This window comes from Chachezhania antarctica (assembly GCF_003646465.1).
Lineage (GTDB): Bacteria > Pseudomonadota > Alphaproteobacteria > Rhodobacterales > Rhodobacteraceae > Chachezhania > Chachezhania antarctica.
Genome location: NZ_QZEX01000002.1, coordinates 474,585 through 489,715, shown reverse-complemented (window position 1 = coordinate 489,715; position 15,131 = coordinate 474,585). Strand labels below are relative to the sequence as shown.

At 59.7% G+C, this 15,131-nt stretch carries 11 protein-coding genes; 7 read left to right on the top strand and 4 right to left on the bottom strand.

What is annotated here, in order from left to right; all coding sequences use genetic code 11:
- Nucleotides 1-6 precede the first annotated feature (6 nt).
- The 7 genes from D4754_RS06080 (at nt 7) to D4754_RS06050 (ending at nt 6,615) form a co-directional block, all read left to right on the top strand.
- A complete protein-coding gene (locus tag D4754_RS06080) occupies nt 7-462 on the top strand; it encodes a DUF2840 domain-containing protein (protein WP_240453765.1) in 456 nt (151 codons plus the stop codon).
- On the top strand, nt 459-1,001 hold the full coding sequence (locus D4754_RS06075) for a S26 family signal peptidase (protein ID WP_076623812.1): 543 nt from the start codon (nt 459-461) through the stop codon (nt 999-1,001). The genes D4754_RS06080 and D4754_RS06075 overlap by 4 nt, the downstream gene beginning before the upstream one ends.
- Before the next feature lie 66 nt (nt 1,002-1,067).
- The gene (locus D4754_RS06070; protein WP_121062019.1) at nt 1,068-1,403 is read left to right on the top strand and encodes a DUF736 domain-containing protein; all 336 of its coding nucleotides are present in this window, start codon (nt 1,068-1,070) and stop codon (nt 1,401-1,403) included.
- 2 nt (nt 1,404-1,405) lie between these two features.
- Nucleotides 1,406-2,170, top strand: a complete 765-nt coding sequence (locus D4754_RS06065; protein WP_121062018.1) for a lytic transglycosylase domain-containing protein — start codon at nt 1,406-1,408, stop codon at nt 2,168-2,170.
- Nucleotides 2,171-2,413: 243 nt separating this feature from the next.
- Nucleotides 2,414-4,168: a relaxase/mobilization nuclease domain-containing protein gene (locus D4754_RS06060; RefSeq protein ID WP_121062017.1), complete on the top strand. Its 1,755-nt coding sequence runs from the start codon at nt 2,414-2,416 to the stop codon at nt 4,166-4,168.
- Nucleotides 4,169-4,195: 27 nt separating this feature from the next.
- Entirely contained in the window at nt 4,196-6,181 is a 1,986-nt protein-coding gene (locus D4754_RS06055; RefSeq protein ID WP_121062016.1) for a conjugal transfer protein TraG, read from the top strand.
- A gap of 2 nt (nt 6,182-6,183) precedes the next feature.
- Nucleotides 6,184-6,615, top strand: a complete 432-nt coding sequence (locus D4754_RS06050) for a CopG family transcriptional regulator (RefSeq protein WP_121062015.1) — start codon at nt 6,184-6,186, stop codon at nt 6,613-6,615.
- A 278-nt stretch (nt 6,616-6,893) separates the two neighbouring features.
- Here the strand turns inward: D4754_RS06050 and D4754_RS06045 are convergent, their stop codons facing one another.
- The 4 genes from D4754_RS06045 to D4754_RS06030 form a co-directional block, all read right to left on the bottom strand.
- Nucleotides 6,894-8,036, bottom strand: coding sequence for a DUF2235 domain-containing protein (locus D4754_RS06045; RefSeq protein ID WP_121062014.1), 1,143 nt, complete (start codon nt 8,034-8,036; stop codon nt 6,894-6,896).
- A gap of 9 nt (nt 8,037-8,045) precedes the next feature.
- On the bottom strand, nt 8,046-8,996 hold the full coding sequence (locus D4754_RS06040) for an HNH endonuclease family protein (RefSeq protein WP_121062013.1): 951 nt from the start codon (nt 8,994-8,996) through the stop codon (nt 8,046-8,048).
- The gene (locus D4754_RS06035; RefSeq protein ID WP_121062012.1) at nt 8,993-11,149 is read right to left on the bottom strand and encodes an AAA family ATPase; all 2,157 of its coding nucleotides are present in this window, start codon (nt 11,147-11,149) and stop codon (nt 8,993-8,995) included. The genes D4754_RS06040 and D4754_RS06035 overlap by 4 nt, the downstream gene beginning before the upstream one ends.
- Nucleotides 11,150-11,652: 503 nt before the next feature.
- Complete coding sequence (locus D4754_RS06030; protein WP_121062011.1) at nt 11,653-14,985, bottom strand: DEAD/DEAH box helicase; 3,333 nt, start codon at nt 14,983-14,985, stop codon at nt 11,653-11,655.
- Nucleotides 14,986-15,131 lie beyond the last annotated feature (146 nt).

The following is a 15,131-nucleotide window of genomic DNA, read 5'->3' as shown; positions in this document are numbered from 1 at the left end:
GACGGTATGACCCGCGTCGAATTGATCTGGCTGGAGAAGCGGACCGAGTTCTGGATCCGGTTCGGCAACGGGGCAGGGGAGCAGGTCCTGGACCGCAGCCGACGTGTGGTCTTCTTCAAACCTGGTTCTGTCTTCGCCTTCGTTCGCTGGGCGGCGAATGATTATGGAACCGTCCTCTCGCGCGTCGACATCGTGCGGACGATGGCGCCCGGCCGTTCCTATCAGACGCTGCCATTCGTGCGCCCAGGTGGCGAGATTTTGTTGAAGATCGAAGGCTGGCCCAGGGTCGAGAAGGTCCTCCGCCATGTCGATGCCATCGAGGGTCTCGGCATCGATCCTGCCGACGTCGATCCCGATCACTGGCGCCATGTCGCCCACTGGATGAAGGCGGGCGAAGCGCCGCGACCCTATACGGCGGAACGCCATGCCGCATGGCGCCGGCGTCGGGAGATCGGAAAATGACCCGTGCCCGCTACATCATGGTGACGGTTGCCGCGCTCGCCGCCGTCATCGCCGGCAGCATTCCGACTGCGCCACGGCTGGTCTGGAACGCCTCGGCCAGCGTGCCGATTGGTCTCTACGCCATCGCGCCGGCGGATCGGCTCAAGGTGCCAGATCTGGTCGTGGTCATGCCGCCCGAACCCTTTGCAGGTTTCATGGCCGCGCGCGGCTATGTCGGTCGCGATGTGCCGATCCTGAAGCGCGTCACCGGGCTGCCGGGACAACGGGTCTGCCGCGACGGCGCCGCGATCACCGTCGATGGCAGACACCTGGGGGAGGCGCGAGAGCGCGACAGCCAGGGCCGTGATCTTCCCGTCTGGCAGGGCTGCCGCACCATCGTAGAGGGCGAGGTCTTCCTGATGAACCCGGCGGTCTCTGACAGCTTCGATGGCCGCTACTTCGGTCCGTTCCCCGCCTCGGCAGTGATCGGCCGGGCCAGTCCACTGTTCACCGACGAGGGTGGCGATGGCCGCCTCGTCTGGCACGCGCCGGAGTGGTGACGCGCGCTTATGGCGGGACGTGCCAGCGGCCTGCCTCCCATTCACCGCAAGAGGAAGGAGCTTCCAATGCCACAGATCGGCCAATTCACACGCACCCCGTCCGGCTATTCCGGACAGCTTCGCACGCTCTCTCTGGACCTGGAACTGACCTTTGTTCCAACCGATAACGTCGATTCCGAGAAAGCTCCCGCCTATCGCATCCATCTCGGTGACGAGGAGGGCCCGGAGGTTGGTGCGGGCTGGAAACACACCGGCGAAACCGCAGGGGCTTTCGTTTCGGTCCTGCTCGATGATCCGGTTTTTCAGCATCCGATCCGCGCCCGCCTGTTCCAGTCGGATGAGGAGGGCAGGGCGTGGGGGCTGCACTGGGCCCGCCCTAAGAAACGCGACGAGCGGGACTGACGATGATCGTGTCCTGCACCTGTCCCGCTTCGGGGAGATTCGGCGCCCGCGGCCGCATGCTCCTCCTTCTTCTTTCCGGCCTCTTCATTCCGGTCACCGCCACCCAGCCGCTTCTGGCGCAAACCGATGCGCCGGATCACGCAATTGCCGCGCATCCCTACGCCGCCCAGGTCACCGAGGCATCGCAGCGCTTCGGCATTCCGACGACATGGATCATGGCCGTGATGCGGGCAGAGAGCGCGGGCGATCTGCGTGCGGTTTCTTCCGCTGGCGCGATGGGGCTGATGCAGGTCATGCCCGACACCTGGGCCGGGCTGCGCATCCGTCATGGTCTCGGCCATGATCCCTTCGAGCCGCGTGACAACATCCTCGCGGGCACAGCCTATCTGCACGAGATGTGGGACCGCTATGGCAATGTCGCGGCGATGCTGGCGGCCTATAACGCCGGTCCCGCCCGCTACGATGAATACCGCCTGGCGGATCGCCCGTTGCCGGCCGAGACGCGCGCCTACGTCGCTGCGCTTGCACCCGTTCTGCTTGGCGAGCCGTCATCGGGCGGCACTGTTGCTGCAGCCCGGCCGCTCGATTGGCGTGAGGCGGCGATCTTTATCAGCCGCGACGACGGGACGCTTGCGATCGATCCTGTGTCGCCTCACCGGACGGTCGGCAGCTCTCTTTCCCCTGTCCCGGCGGCGCCGCAGGCGAGCATCACCCCGCAGCCTGAGGGCCTCTTCGTCCGGCGGGAGACTGGTGAGGCCCGGCCATGATCCGCGCGACGACACTTCGAATTCTATCGTGCTCTGGCGTGTCTTGGAGGGCGGGAGGGGTGGCGGCGGGCACCACGACCGAAGGATGGCAGGATAAAAGGGCGCACGGTGCGCGGCGGTTGGACGGTTGTTTTTGTTTATGTTTTTGCCGCGCTCCGCACCGTGTGGCGCGTGCCCGTACTGTGCGAGATGTGCCTAACATTCTGATCTTTTGCGTTGTTTCGCACTGTGCGGGGATTTCTTATGCCCGATGATCGCGAGTTCCGCATCCGCCCGGGGCGTATCCGCTCGACACGGGCGCAGCAGGCCCGGCCCTTCATCGCACAGGCCCTGGCTGCCGCGAAAAAGGCCGGGGATGGGGTCTCGCGAGCGGGGCGCGTCACCCCGGGCAATCGGTCCCGCTTCGGGCGCGGTCAGCGCGCCAGTATTCAGGCCAATCGCCTGATCACCGCCCGCACGCGCGGCGCGGTGGTCAAGGCGCGTGTGGTGCGGCACAGCGGGGCGTCCGCGCCTCTCGGAGCCCACCTCGATTACCTGCGCCGGGACGGCGTGACCCGCGACGGGGAGAAGGCCAGACTCTTCGGGCCCGGAACGGAGGATGCCGATGGCCGGGCATTTGCCGAGCGGTGTCGCGATGACCGTCATCATTTCCGGTTCATCGTCTCACCCGACGACGCGCCGGACATGTCCGACCTGCAATCCTTTACCCGCGATCTCGTCGGGCGGATGGAACAGGACCTCGGCACGTCGCTTGACTGGGTTGGCGTCGATCACTGGAACACCGCCCATCCGCATGTCCATCTGATCGTTCGCGGCATGCGCGACGACGGCCAGGATCTCGTGATCTCGCGGGACTACATCAAGGAGGGCATGCGGGACAGGGCACGGGATCTCATCACCCAGGAACTGGGCCCACGCAGCGATCTCGACATCCACCAGACGCTTGAACGTCAGATCGAGGCCGAGCGCTGGACGCAGCTCGACCGTCAGTTGATGCGGGATGCGGGGCGTTCGCGCATCCTCGACATGGCGCCGGATACGGATCGGCAGCCGGATGCGTTTCACGCGCTGAAGGTCGGGCGGTTGCGCCGGCTGGAAGTCCTCGGCGTTGCTGACCAGATCGGACAGGCGCAATGGCACATCAGGGATGATGCAGAGGCAGTCCTGCGGGAGATGGGGGAGCGTGGCGACATCATTAAGCGGATGCATCGTGCCCTGACTGACCGGGGGATCGAGCGCGGGTCCTCGAGTTTCGTCCTTGCCGCGGAGAGCCTCGATGTTCCCGTCATCGGTCGTCTGGTCCAGCGGGGCCTCGATGACGAGCTGAAGGGGACAGCCTATGCCGTCGTCGATGGTGTCGATGGCCGGAGCCACCATATCCGTCTGCCCCATCTCGACGCCGCCGGCGACAGCGCCCTAGGCTCGATCGTGGAACTCCGCACCTATGACGATGCGCGCGGCCAGCGTCGCGTTGCACTGGCGGCTCGGTCCGACCTGCACCTTGCTGCGCAGATTACCGCGTCCGGGGCCACCTGGCTCGACCGGCAGGCCATCGCGCGGGACCCGCTCGCCCTGTCGGACCATGGCTTCGGTGCCGAGGTCCGGCAGGCCCTGGACGCGCGCGCCGATCATCTGACCTCGGAGGGGCTGGTCGAGCAGCGGGGCGGCAGGGTGGTCTTTGCCCGGCGCCTGCTCGGAACCTTGCGCGACCGGGAGTTGCAGGCGGTTGGCGCGCAGCTCTCGGGAGAAACCGGGTTGCCGTTCAACAAGGCGGGGGCGGGCGACTACGTCAGCGGCCTCTATCGCCAGCGCCTCGCGCTGGCTTCGGGGCGCTTTGCCATGATCGAAGGCTACGGTGCCGACGGCGCGCTCGGCTTCCAGCTCGTGCCCTGGTCTCCGTCTCTCGAAAAGCACCTCGGCCGGGATGTCACCGGCGTCGCACGCGGGGACGGCTGGGTGGACTGGGACTTCGGCCGCAAGCGCGGCCTCGGCCTCTGATTGAAACACTGGAAAGGAGCGACAGTCATGTCCGCGACCAAGATCCTCTGGGGGCAGATCTCCATCGTCTTCCTCATCATTTTGGCCACCACCTGGGGCGCAACGCAATACGTGGCCGTGAGCCTCGGCTATCAGGCACAGCTGGGCTCGCCCTGGTTCGTGCTGTTCGGGACGCCCGTCTACTATCCTCCCGCCATCTTCTGGTGGTGGTATTTCTACGAGGCCTACGCGCCACCGGTCTTCGCGACGGGCGGGATCATCGCGGCATCCGGGGGCTTCATCGCCATCGGCGTAGCCATCGCCATGTCGGTCTGGCGCGCCCGCGAGGCGCACAACGTCGCGACTTACGGTTCTGCCCGATGGGCTGAGAAGGGCGAGGTGAAGGCGGCCGGACTTCTAGACCCGGATGGCGTGGTCCTCGGCCGCTATGAGCGGGAATACCTGCGCCACGATGGGCCGGAGCATGTGCTTTGTTTCGCGCCGACACGATCCGGCAAGGGGGTAGGGCTTGTCGTACCCTCGCTTCTCACCTGGCCCGGCTCGGCCATCGTTCATGACATCAAGGGCGAGAACTGGCAGCTGACCGCAGGGTTCCGGGCCCGGCATGGTCGGGTCCTGCTGTTCGATCCGACCAATCCGAACTCTTCAGCCTACAATCCCCTGCTCGAAGTGCGCCGCGGAGAGTGGGAGGTTCGTGATGTTCAGAACATCGCCGACATCCTCGTCGACCCCGAGGGGAGCCTGGAGCGGCGGAACCACTGGGAGAAGACCAGCCACAGTCTGCTCGTCGGCGCGATCCTGCACGTCCTCTATGCCGAGAAGGACAAGACGCTGGCCGGTGTCGCCAACTTCCTGTCCGACCCGCGGCGTCCTGTAGAGTCGACGCTGCGCGCCATGATGCGGACGCCGCACCTGGGCGAGGCGGGGCCGCATCCCGTGGTCGCCAGTGCTGCCCGCGAGTTGCTCAACAAGTCCGAGAATGAACGCTCCGGTGTGCTGTCGACGGCGATGTCATTCCTTGGCCTCTATCGAGACCCCGTGGTCGCCCAGGTCACGCGCCGCTGCGACTGGCGGATCGGCGATATTGTCGGGGGAGTGCGCCCCGTCACGCTGTATCTCGTGGTGCCGCCCTCTGACATCAATCGCACCAAGCCGCTCATCCGGCTGATCCTCAACCAGGTCGGCCGACGCCTGACCGAAGACCTGCAGGGCAAGGATGACCGTCATCGGCTACTTCTGATGCTCGATGAGTTCCCGGCGCTTGGCCGGTTGGATTTCTTCGAGAGCGCGCTGGCCTTCATGGCAGGCTACGGGCTGAAGAGCTTCCTCATCGCCCAGTCGCTGAACCAGATCGAGAAGGCCTACGGCCCGAACAACTCGATCCTCGACAATTGCCACGTCCGGGTGAGCTTTGCGACCAATGATGAGCGTACGGCCAAACGGGTTTCTGATGCTCTCGGCACCGCCACCGAGATGAAGGCGATGAAAAACTATGCCGGGCACCGTCTGGCGCCCTGGCTCAGCCATCTCATGGTGTCCCGGTCGGAAACTGCGCGGGCCTTGCTCACGCCCGGAGAAATCATGCAACTGCCGCCCTCCGACGAGATCGTCATGGTGGCCGGTACACCGCCGATCCGGGCGACGAAAGCACGGTATTACGAAGATACGCGGTTCACCGAACGGGTCTTGCCGCCACCCGACTTGGTGGATGTGGACGCTTCGGGGAAAGATGACTGGAGCAGCCTGGCAGTCCCAACCCAAGACGACGAGCTCGAGCCAGTATCCGAGACGGTACCGGAGGATGAGGACCCGACAGCGTCGGAGCGCCGTCTTCAGCCGGAGCTGGCGCAGCCTCAGCCGGTCGACAGGCAGACGCCTCTCGAGAACGAGTTTGAATTCGACCCACCCGAGGACGAAGAAGATGGCGCCATCCGCAATCGCCGCATCGCGCACCAGATGCGCGGTATCGCGCGGCAGGTCTCCCTCAATCCCGACGACGGGATGGAGCTTTGATCATGACCACCAGCCGCAAGAAGACGAAGATTTCGGTCTACCTCGATCCTGAGGTCATGAAGATGCTGGCAGACTTCGCCGCCCGGCGTGATCGATCCCAATCGATGGTGGCCGAGGCCGCGATCGCATCCTTCCTCTCTCCGGATGACGCAGAGCGCCGCGACGCGGTTCTGGCCCGACGCCTGGATCAGATCGACAGGCGGATCACCCGGCTGGAACGCGATGTCGGGATCTCCGTCGAAAGCCTGGCTGTGTTCATCCGTTTCTGGCTTGCGACAACACCGGCTCTGCCGGAACCCGCAGCCAAGGCGGCGCGGGCCAAGGCAGGGGAGCGTTACGAGGCATTCATCTCGGCTCTCGGTAGGCGCCTGGCCCAGGGGCCGAAGCTGCGGCAGGAGGTGTCGGAAGATGTGGACGGCGGGGCAGGTGCCTGAATGGATGTCACCTATCTCAGCCGCAGACGTCGGAACTGTAGCCGTGATCACCGTGTCCGGGCTGATCGGCCCAGAGCTGCCGCTGAAGTTGACGCCAAATGCTGCGATGCAGCTTCCCCAAGGCGGACGTCCACCACTTAAGCCAAGGCGCGTTGGTTCAGGGCAACCATGATGGGTCGCAATATCGTAACCGTCATTCCCGCTTATCGGTTGCTAGACTGAGTACAGGTGAACGTGACTCGTAGGAGTATCGGGACAAACAACAGTCCTGCGGGCGCTCATTCGCCGTCGACGATATGCTCCTCCGGTAGATTTTCCGGTTTCCGACCTCCTGCGAAAACCGAATGATGGATGCACGAGCCTGAAGGGATGCGCCGAGGTTCCATTCTCGGAATGATCCACCCAAAGACGTCACGTCTCGTGGAGTCCGAAGGCTTTCTCCGCGGAACGAATTCCAGCAGACGCCAGCCAACGCTCATGGAGTCATGCTCGTCCGAGGTCGGATCCGGACCAACGTATTGTCCGTGATCGGCCTTTCCGAGAACCAGTTCATTTACGGTTCGTGTCTTGTAAAGCAGGCCAAAGTCTTTCGTTTCTTCGATCATCCAATGTAGGGGGATCTTGGCCAACCCAGCCTCCTCCTCCGGATACCCGCCTCCGATATCGCCGTGAACACCGGCAAACCACACTTCCTTGAAATCTTGCGGCGTTCCGTCAGTATCATCAAATCTGTTCGCCCTGAATGTTTGACCCTCGTTCCAAAGCTGAGGCCTGAACATCGTTCGTCGATCGGAAATAGCCACGGCATGACGCACTGCCTCAACGGAGGAATTGTTGCGGGTATGGGCATGGCTGCGCAGGCGAGGCAGAGTGCGACCACTCTCGATGACAGATGCGACAGTATCAAAAAGTCCGAGCAGTCGTACGGGTGGACGGTCCGGTCGCATGATCCTCTCGAACAGACGCATTTCGGCGAAGGCATCCTCGCCGCTGGAACCAATGCGCTTGTAGGCCCTGTAAGCGTAGTCGAGAAGATTAAGGTTCCTCGCTTCCATCAAACCGAACGTGTGAATGAAACCCGACAGAACGCGGGCCGAGTACGCTCCGCGTGAGAACCCGAAAATGTAAATCCTATCGCGCTCCCCGCCGTCGTTGCGCTCGTAGTTCTCGATAAGAAATCGATAAGCCTGCTTCACATTGGCATCGAGGCCCCACCCTGTCGCCATACCCCAGATCTCAACGGCCTTGCGCCAAAGATGAGACCAGGCCCCTTCAGCGCCGAAGGTTCCCACGCCTGGATCATAGTAGACGAGCTGCTTTTCGTTCTTCGTCAGCGTTCCATATAGCCGAAGGATGTTGGTCCGGTCGGCTGATATTTCGTTTGATGTGCCGTCAAGCAGAATGACGATATTCTTTGGCATATGCGTACCTCACACTACCGCTTCGAGCCGTTCTTTAAACTCGCGCATCCAGGACTGCGCCATGGCGGAATAAGGCTGATCTTCAGCACACATCTCTACCAGCTCGGCAAGCGTTCGGTCCCCGAACCCGTCCACTTGCAATCCCGCACGCCTGATGTCCGGGTCCGCATTTCCCTTCAACTGTTCAGCCAGGAGTTTCAGATCGATTGCGAGATCGGCCAGAAATTCCAGCCGGCGAAGAAGGCGCGTGCGGGCTTGTACGAGCCTCAGGCGATTGAGGCCGTAGACATGTACCGACGTGGCACCCTTCGAACTCAAGCCGTCCGCACCTGTAAAGTCCGGATCGCCGGCGAGCTCCTTCGCGAGGACGAAGGAGACAGGCCTCTCTCTGTCAAAGAAGTATCTGATATGAAGTTCCGGGTCGTCCTCGCACGGATTCAACAGAAGCGCCTTCTCGGCCGTTATCTGGTCCGTGCGCTTCGAAGCACGAACGCCCGTCCCTGCGAGCGGAAAACTGTCCTTCTTTCCTGATCCGACGGTGGCCGATGCCGAATACCCAGCCGTTTCCTCCAGCAGTCGCACTTGGGACGTATCCCCTTTAGGGGTGACCTGGTTCCGCTTTCGATTGCAATCGATGCAACTTGGAAGCAGGTTTTCCCACACCATCGCCAGCCACCAGTAGCCCCTGTGGTCGCTTTCACCCGCCACGGCGCCTTTGGGACGGAAGTGTTCAACGTCGAGCGGCTGAGAGCTCGCATAGAAGGTTTCGCAGTAGGCACACTTGCCATGAAACATCTTTTCGAGCGCGTCTTTAACAGACTTGAGCTTGTATCTCTTGAAGTCAAAGCTCGCTGGATTTGGAGGATTGCCTTCAAAATGCGTGATCGCATCAAGAAGCTCTTGACCGCCCTTCTCACTCAGATCCTCGGGCGCCGCTTCTGTTCGATCGACCTTTCTCATCCGACGCGCCGCAAGGCTTCGAGAATCGATTGGCGGGTGTCGTCGCGCAGCTGCCGCAGCTTTTCGTCGCTGGCGTCGCGACGCTCACGCAGGAATGTCGCTATTGCCTCCTGGACCAGCCGCTGGACCTCCGTGTGGCCAATCGGCAGGTCCGCGGAGAGTTCCGCAAGATAAGCAGAAAGCTCCGGATCATCCGAAGGTTTGGTACCCTTGGCCAAACGGTCCTCCATGTCCGCCGCGCGCTTTTCCGCGGCGAGGCTTTCTGTTGTTCGCATCTGGAAGAAATCGGCGGTCAGAAGCTGCTCCACCGTCCAGTTCTCGTTGTCGGGCAGATCGACGAGACTATGGGTAAATACGGGAAGGTCGGTGCGGGCCTGATCGCCGGATATCCGCTCCAGGACCATGACCTCGCCTTTCTTCATGCCTCTTAGACAAAGCGGATCATGCGACGTCGCAATGAACGTGACGCCCGGCAACGCCTTTCTCAAACCGGTCATGATTGACATTTTCCAGCGGGGATGAAGGTGGGCCTCGACCTCGTCGACCAAGACCAGTGCCGTCGCTCCATCGAGAGACTCAAAGCCAGGGTTCACCCGCGGGTCCATCAATCCCTGCATGATGTCGCAGAGCATGGCGAGCACGGCGCGAAACCCGGACGATACCTGCTCAATGGGTGTTCTGAGGGGACTTCCCTGCTCCTTGTCGGACGGCTCAGCGACGACGAAAACCTTGCCCTCACTTCGCTCAAGGACGTCGAACGCACCCTCGATACTGAAGACTTCGCGCAGGGCACGTACCACCATATCGAAGTTCGCATCATCCAGTTTGAGCAACCAACGTTCCGGATTGGAGAGGAGCTCGTCTGAATGAAAGAGCGATCTCACATGTTTGTGGACCGCGAAGTTGCGCTCGCCTTTCAGAAATTGTCGGTAGGCACCGTATGCAAAAATGGGCAGATGCACGGAGCCGCTTGGGGTCATCCGGCCGCCTTCTCCGCGCGACAACATGAGCGATATGTTGGGGTGCTCAGTGAACTCTGCCAATATCTCGGCATTGGGCGGCGGCGCCTGATCGGGGGCTCCTAGATATTTTGGATCGAGCACGGCGTTTGACACTTCGAAGCGCAGCTTCGCTCGCGCGGCCTGCGGCATGACCGCCAGGGCAACAGCCTCCAGAATTGTGCTCTTGCCCGTGGCGTTCTCGCCCAGAATCAACAATGCGGGCGCGGGCTGACTTGGTTCCGATGGCGGCAGATCGAAGTCAATTTGCTCGAGCGACTTAAAATTGCGGATTGACACCGACCGCAGCGATGCTGGTTTACCGGGAAGCACAAGCATTGGAGCCGCGGCCTCTTCGTAGACCCCACGCGCGTCGATGCTTTCAATCGCAGCACGGAACCGATCAATTCCGTCATTCGTTCGAGCAAGCGCTGCGATCTGACCGCGCCGGTCGCGGGACACACGGCGCTCCAACGCTTCATGAAGAACCTCGCGTAGGAACAGATCACAGGCGCCCTCGTGTCCGAATTCTGTCGGCTCTGGCCTTTCGGTCTCGCGCCGTAACTGGAGCTCTGTTTGTTGGATCGAGTGTCTAATTGCGCGTTCGCGGCTTTCTTGGAGCTCAGTCCGATCAAGTCGGAAATGCCTGATTGTCTCGTGGCCGCGTCGACTGAGACCAACGACCTCCCCGGTTGAGCGAAAAAATAGGCTTCTCCAAAGTTGCTTGTCCTTGCAGGGATCGAGAAGCACGTGTCGTTCTTCCAGCGGATAGTCCGGCCAACGCCCATCGTTGCGCTCGACAAAGCTCTCCAGCATCTGAAGGTCTGGTATTTTTATCCGTCGCCCATTTACCGGAAAGAAGCTTGGGTTCTCAGGCCTACAGTCATGGCAAATGGGGTAAAGGTTTTCCCAGGCTTCCGCGAGCCAGGCGTAGTACAGGTGAGACACGCTGGCATCTTCGACCGGTTCGGCATTTGCACTTGGCCGAAAACGATAGACCGAAGTTTCGCTAAGAGGTGTCTCGCAGAATGCACATCTGCTCTTGAAAAGTGTCTCCAAAGCATCGCGAACATTCTCACTTGTGCTCGGACCCTTGGGATCAAGAACAGATTCGACCCGCGTCTGATGCAATTTGCGGGCATCCTGGCGGAACATTTCCAACAAATTGCGGCGTGCTTCATGTGCGGTTGAGCGAGAGAACGCTGCCGGGACAGAGATGGCATTACGATCGACAAACCTCACATTGAATTCCTTTCGGCGTGCGGGGTCCTGGAGCAGCTCCTGACCGGACAGAACGAGTACGTCGAATGCCAGTGTCGGTAATTGGCATGCGTAGAACCAGCAAAAAAATAGTTTCTGAAGACGCGGGTAGCTTCACATCTCCAAGTCACACTGTCAAAATCGGTCCTGACAGTGTCCGAAGATGTTCCACTCCGGCAGATTGGACGGCCTGGTTGCCGTTCGCGTGTGCCATTTCGCATACGCAAATTGAGATGCCCCTAGATTTGTAGACGCTTTGCTCCCTAACTTTGAGGCAAGAAGGCCGACAGCCTCGTCTTCCAACGCATGATTGCGATCGCGCTTGGGTAAATCATCGAACGACTTCATCTCATATCATCTACCCGTTCCGCTAACGGTGCGCAGAGGCATGCCGTCTTCTATGTGCTACATATCATTCGAAATTTTGATGCGAAGGTATCAACAACGAATGACTCCGTTGAGGCCAAGACTTGTGAATGTGTACTATTCTTGGCCGCGAGCGAGTACCCTGGCTGGACCACAAAGATCTCGAATTGGTATTCGAGCTGGTTTCGCTGCGAGCGCAGGGCCTTCAAATCGTCAACTCCGCCTTCTTCGAAGCGACTTGGCTTGCCAGCTCGCAGACGATCACCTTCACGCCTAAGCAACCGATCGATCAACCTCTGTGGTCGTTCGCACCTTCGAACTGACCGTTGGGCTTGACCACACACCTCGTAGAGGTCGCCGACCCTCGCACCAGGCGCATCCGAAGACGAATACTTGCAGTGATACAATCGCACCGTGACGTGATTGCCATCTTGCTCGAAAGCCACGACATCAGCGACCTCACCGGTCCCATCATCATTAAATATGATGTGGCTTCCCGTAGCTGAGCGAACCTGCTCGATTGTCCTCGCTTGAACACTATCGGCCCGCCGCTCAAGTCCGAGCGATTCAACGCGGATATCCACACCGGTCCAATCCCAGACCTCGAAATGGTCATCTGGGAAGTACGGCACTTCCGTATCGGGAAGTGGAAAGAGTTCATCCGCCACAAGGGAATCACCGTCGGCGAAGTAGATCGTCGGGGGATACTCATGAAACCAGCGTGACAACGGGACAGGCGTCGCACTCTTTTCGGCTGACGCAGATTGACCTTCCTTCAACGCGTACCGCACGCCTTCGTCGTTGATCGTCATCGTAAACTCTGCACGCGCAGTACCTGCCACTATCGAGAACTCGATGCGGTTCTGTGCGTCATGCGACGAAAGCTCCAGTTCGCAGTCATAAATGGAGTGTCGTTCACCGTTGATTGTGAAAACCCAACTATCTTCATCAAGGACAGACATCCCCTCATACCAATCGACTGCGACTGGAGACTTTTGGGGAACCTCCGAGACAAGCTCGGGCTGAATGAGGCGATCAATGATGCCGGCCGTCGAGATCGTCTCATCGAGAAGTGAACGACCAAGGTCGTGGCACCAGTCCATCCAGCGTCCGAAATCATTGGTACGCTCTTGCGCCCAGATCTTTCCCTTTCGCGAACAGCCGAGCGACACCCTGCCATCGTCAGTGAAGCCGACAACCATCAGGTTTGTCTTGCTGCGCGTCCTGTTCCCACTTCGGCTTCGCAATTCATCAGCAATATCGCTGCCTTGATATTGCGAATAACGAATCTTGCGGCGACGCGTTTCACTCAAGCCTAACGTATTCAGCACCGGACGCCGCAAAGGATCGAGCGCCCGAAAGATATCTTCGCCCCGAATTCGTTCTGCATCGTCGCCGCATAGCGCCTTGGCCAAATCGTCCAAGCGATCATCATGCGAAGCCGAGACATAAAGCAGACCGGCCTCTTGATCCCAATGCACCATGAAGAGATCGTAGGTAACATCGGCGATGCCTTTGAAGCGGCTCCATTTCGGTAGGTCGGCGCGTTCGGTGATGAAGATTGCCAGCGCGTCGTGGTGGTTAATGTGTGGACCGTCGACGATCAGCTGTCGGTGGTCGAACCTTTCAATGCCACCAATTGGGTCCCAAGGCGATTGGGTTGTCTTGTAGACAATCGTCCCCAAGGTCGGGCGCAATGTTTCCAAAGGTATCTCTGCATCGATTCCCCCAAAGCCCTCGAACACCTCTTCGCGTCGGACGGCACGCTCGGTTGCTTTTGAACCAATCTGATTGATGAGCTTGTTCCAATCCGCATCCTCAGCAAACAAACTTGCCAAGGGGCTTCCTTCATCTCGCGTCACCGCAGCGATAACTGTTGCCTCACCCAGATCGTCGCGAGTGCGCGTGAAACGACCAATGAACTGCAGCGTCACGGCCTCTGACTTCTTCGGATCATGCAATCCCGCTATCTTGAGCTCGGGCAGATCAAAACCCTCACCGAGCATATCGACACAAACGACGATGCGATGCTTGCCTGCTCGTAATTTCGTGATCGCATCAGCTTGCTCAGATGCGCTCAAACCGCTGTGTAGAAGAACTGGATTGTATTGAGGCCAACGACGCCGATACTTCTCATGCAACTCTTCCGCTCGGGTCCGCTTGTTTCCCCGCGCCATCGCAAGGTGGCGATATCCGTTCGCCTCGTCCGCTTCGAGAGCTTCACCGACTTTCTCAATGATTTGTTCGTCGATATCGTCGCGGTCGAGCCCATCGACGGGCTGATAGTCGATTTTTCTGAAATAGCCCTCCGCTTGAGCCAGTCCCAGCGGGTAAACAAAAATGAACTTGCCATCGACCCGCATTCCATCATTGCGAAACGGCGTTGCTGTGAATTGAACGATCTTGACCTTACCGAACGCTTCCCTGAATTCGCGCCAGGTTCTCGCAGCCACGTGGTGAGCCTCATCGATGAAAAGATGCGACGTACACTCAGCCATTGCCGCTTGAATTTCTGACGACACACCAGCGGCGATAGACATCGTTGTGATAACGACGTTCGAGATGGCGAACAGACCACGTGCTTCCTCGACACTCGTTGGTCGCTTGCGCAGCAACGATACCACTGGGTATTGCGCGCCTTCATCAATCAAGCCAGCTTTAGGCAGTATACCCAGTTGCTCGAACGCATTTGCAATCTGTGTTCTGAGCGCGTCGCTTGGCACGATCACCAGAATGCAATTTGCCCGTTCTTGAAGACCTGCTGCAATCATCGTCTCCGTCTTACCGGTTCCCGTCGGCATAACGACCGTGGCGATCTTCGCGGACACAGTCCAATGGGCTTGCAAAGCGTGTAGAGCGCCAATCTGAGGTGAACGGAAACCTGGTTTTATGACCTGATCGCCATCCGTTTGCTCGCTTGCGAAAGAAACGCCATTAGTCCAGCTGGAAGCGATCTCATTGCAAAGCTTCGCAATTTCGTCAGCATCTTTTTTCGGGTTCAGCGGCAACGGCGCTAGAAGGGTGAGTGGTGCATCAGATGCCCTCTTGACGAAGGTCTCGACGTCAACTGCCGAGGGGCACACATACACTTTGTCGAACGGAACAGATGAGGTTGTCTTACGCGGAAGAAACAGGATTTCGTGTCCGTCCTGATCTTCGCCGACGACACCGACGAGATGTCGTTGTGAAAACGGTCTTATTCTAAGTCGCCGAGTAATGGCCGGTTCCGCAATTGCCTCAATACTAGCGCCAAACTGCGCTCCAAAAACAGCTAGCCTGCGATCAAAATCGATATCGATCTCGGGCGAGGATTCATCTATATCGAAGAGCGTCCCGACATTATTTCTTCTACCCGTCAAACCCATTACGCCTTTTCTGCTTCTTTATGCTTAAGAGCTTCAGTATACGAACGACCTGCTTTGGACTATGCCGGTTTAGATAACGCGATTCCGGAAGCCCGGTTACAGTCTCCCTCTTGCTGTACCAATTTCTCTGCCGAATGTCTGCTTTT

Bases quoted from the DNA above. Each gene is read 5' to 3' on its own strand.
- D4754_RS06080 (WP_240453765.1), top strand. From the start codon at position 7: ATGACCCGCGTCGAATTGATCTGGCTGGAGAAGCGGACCGAGTTCTGG.
- D4754_RS06075 (WP_076623812.1), top strand. From the start codon at position 459: ATGACCCGTGCCCGCTACATCATGGTGACGGTTGCCGCGCTCGCCGCC.
- D4754_RS06070 (WP_121062019.1), top strand. From the start codon at position 1,068: ATGCCACAGATCGGCCAATTCACACGCACCCCGTCCGGCTATTCCGGA.
- D4754_RS06065 (WP_121062018.1), top strand. From the start codon at position 1,406: ATGATCGTGTCCTGCACCTGTCCCGCTTCGGGGAGATTCGGCGCCCGC.
- D4754_RS06060 (WP_121062017.1), top strand. From the start codon at position 2,414: ATGCCCGATGATCGCGAGTTCCGCATCCGCCCGGGGCGTATCCGCTCG.
- D4754_RS06055 (WP_121062016.1), top strand. From the start codon at position 4,196: ATGTCCGCGACCAAGATCCTCTGGGGGCAGATCTCCATCGTCTTCCTC.
- D4754_RS06050 (WP_121062015.1), top strand. From the start codon at position 6,184: ATGACCACCAGCCGCAAGAAGACGAAGATTTCGGTCTACCTCGATCCT.
- D4754_RS06045 (WP_121062014.1), bottom strand. From the start codon at position 8,036: ATGCCAAAGAATATCGTCATTCTGCTTGACGGCACATCAAACGAAATA.
- D4754_RS06040 (WP_121062013.1), bottom strand. From the start codon at position 8,996: ATGAGAAAGGTCGATCGAACAGAAGCGGCGCCCGAGGATCTGAGTGAG.
- D4754_RS06035 (WP_121062012.1), bottom strand. From the start codon at position 11,149: ATGTTCCGCCAGGATGCCCGCAAATTGCATCAGACGCGGGTCGAATCT.
- D4754_RS06030 (WP_121062011.1), bottom strand. From the start codon at position 14,985: ATGGGTTTGACGGGTAGAAGAAATAATGTCGGGACGCTCTTCGATATA.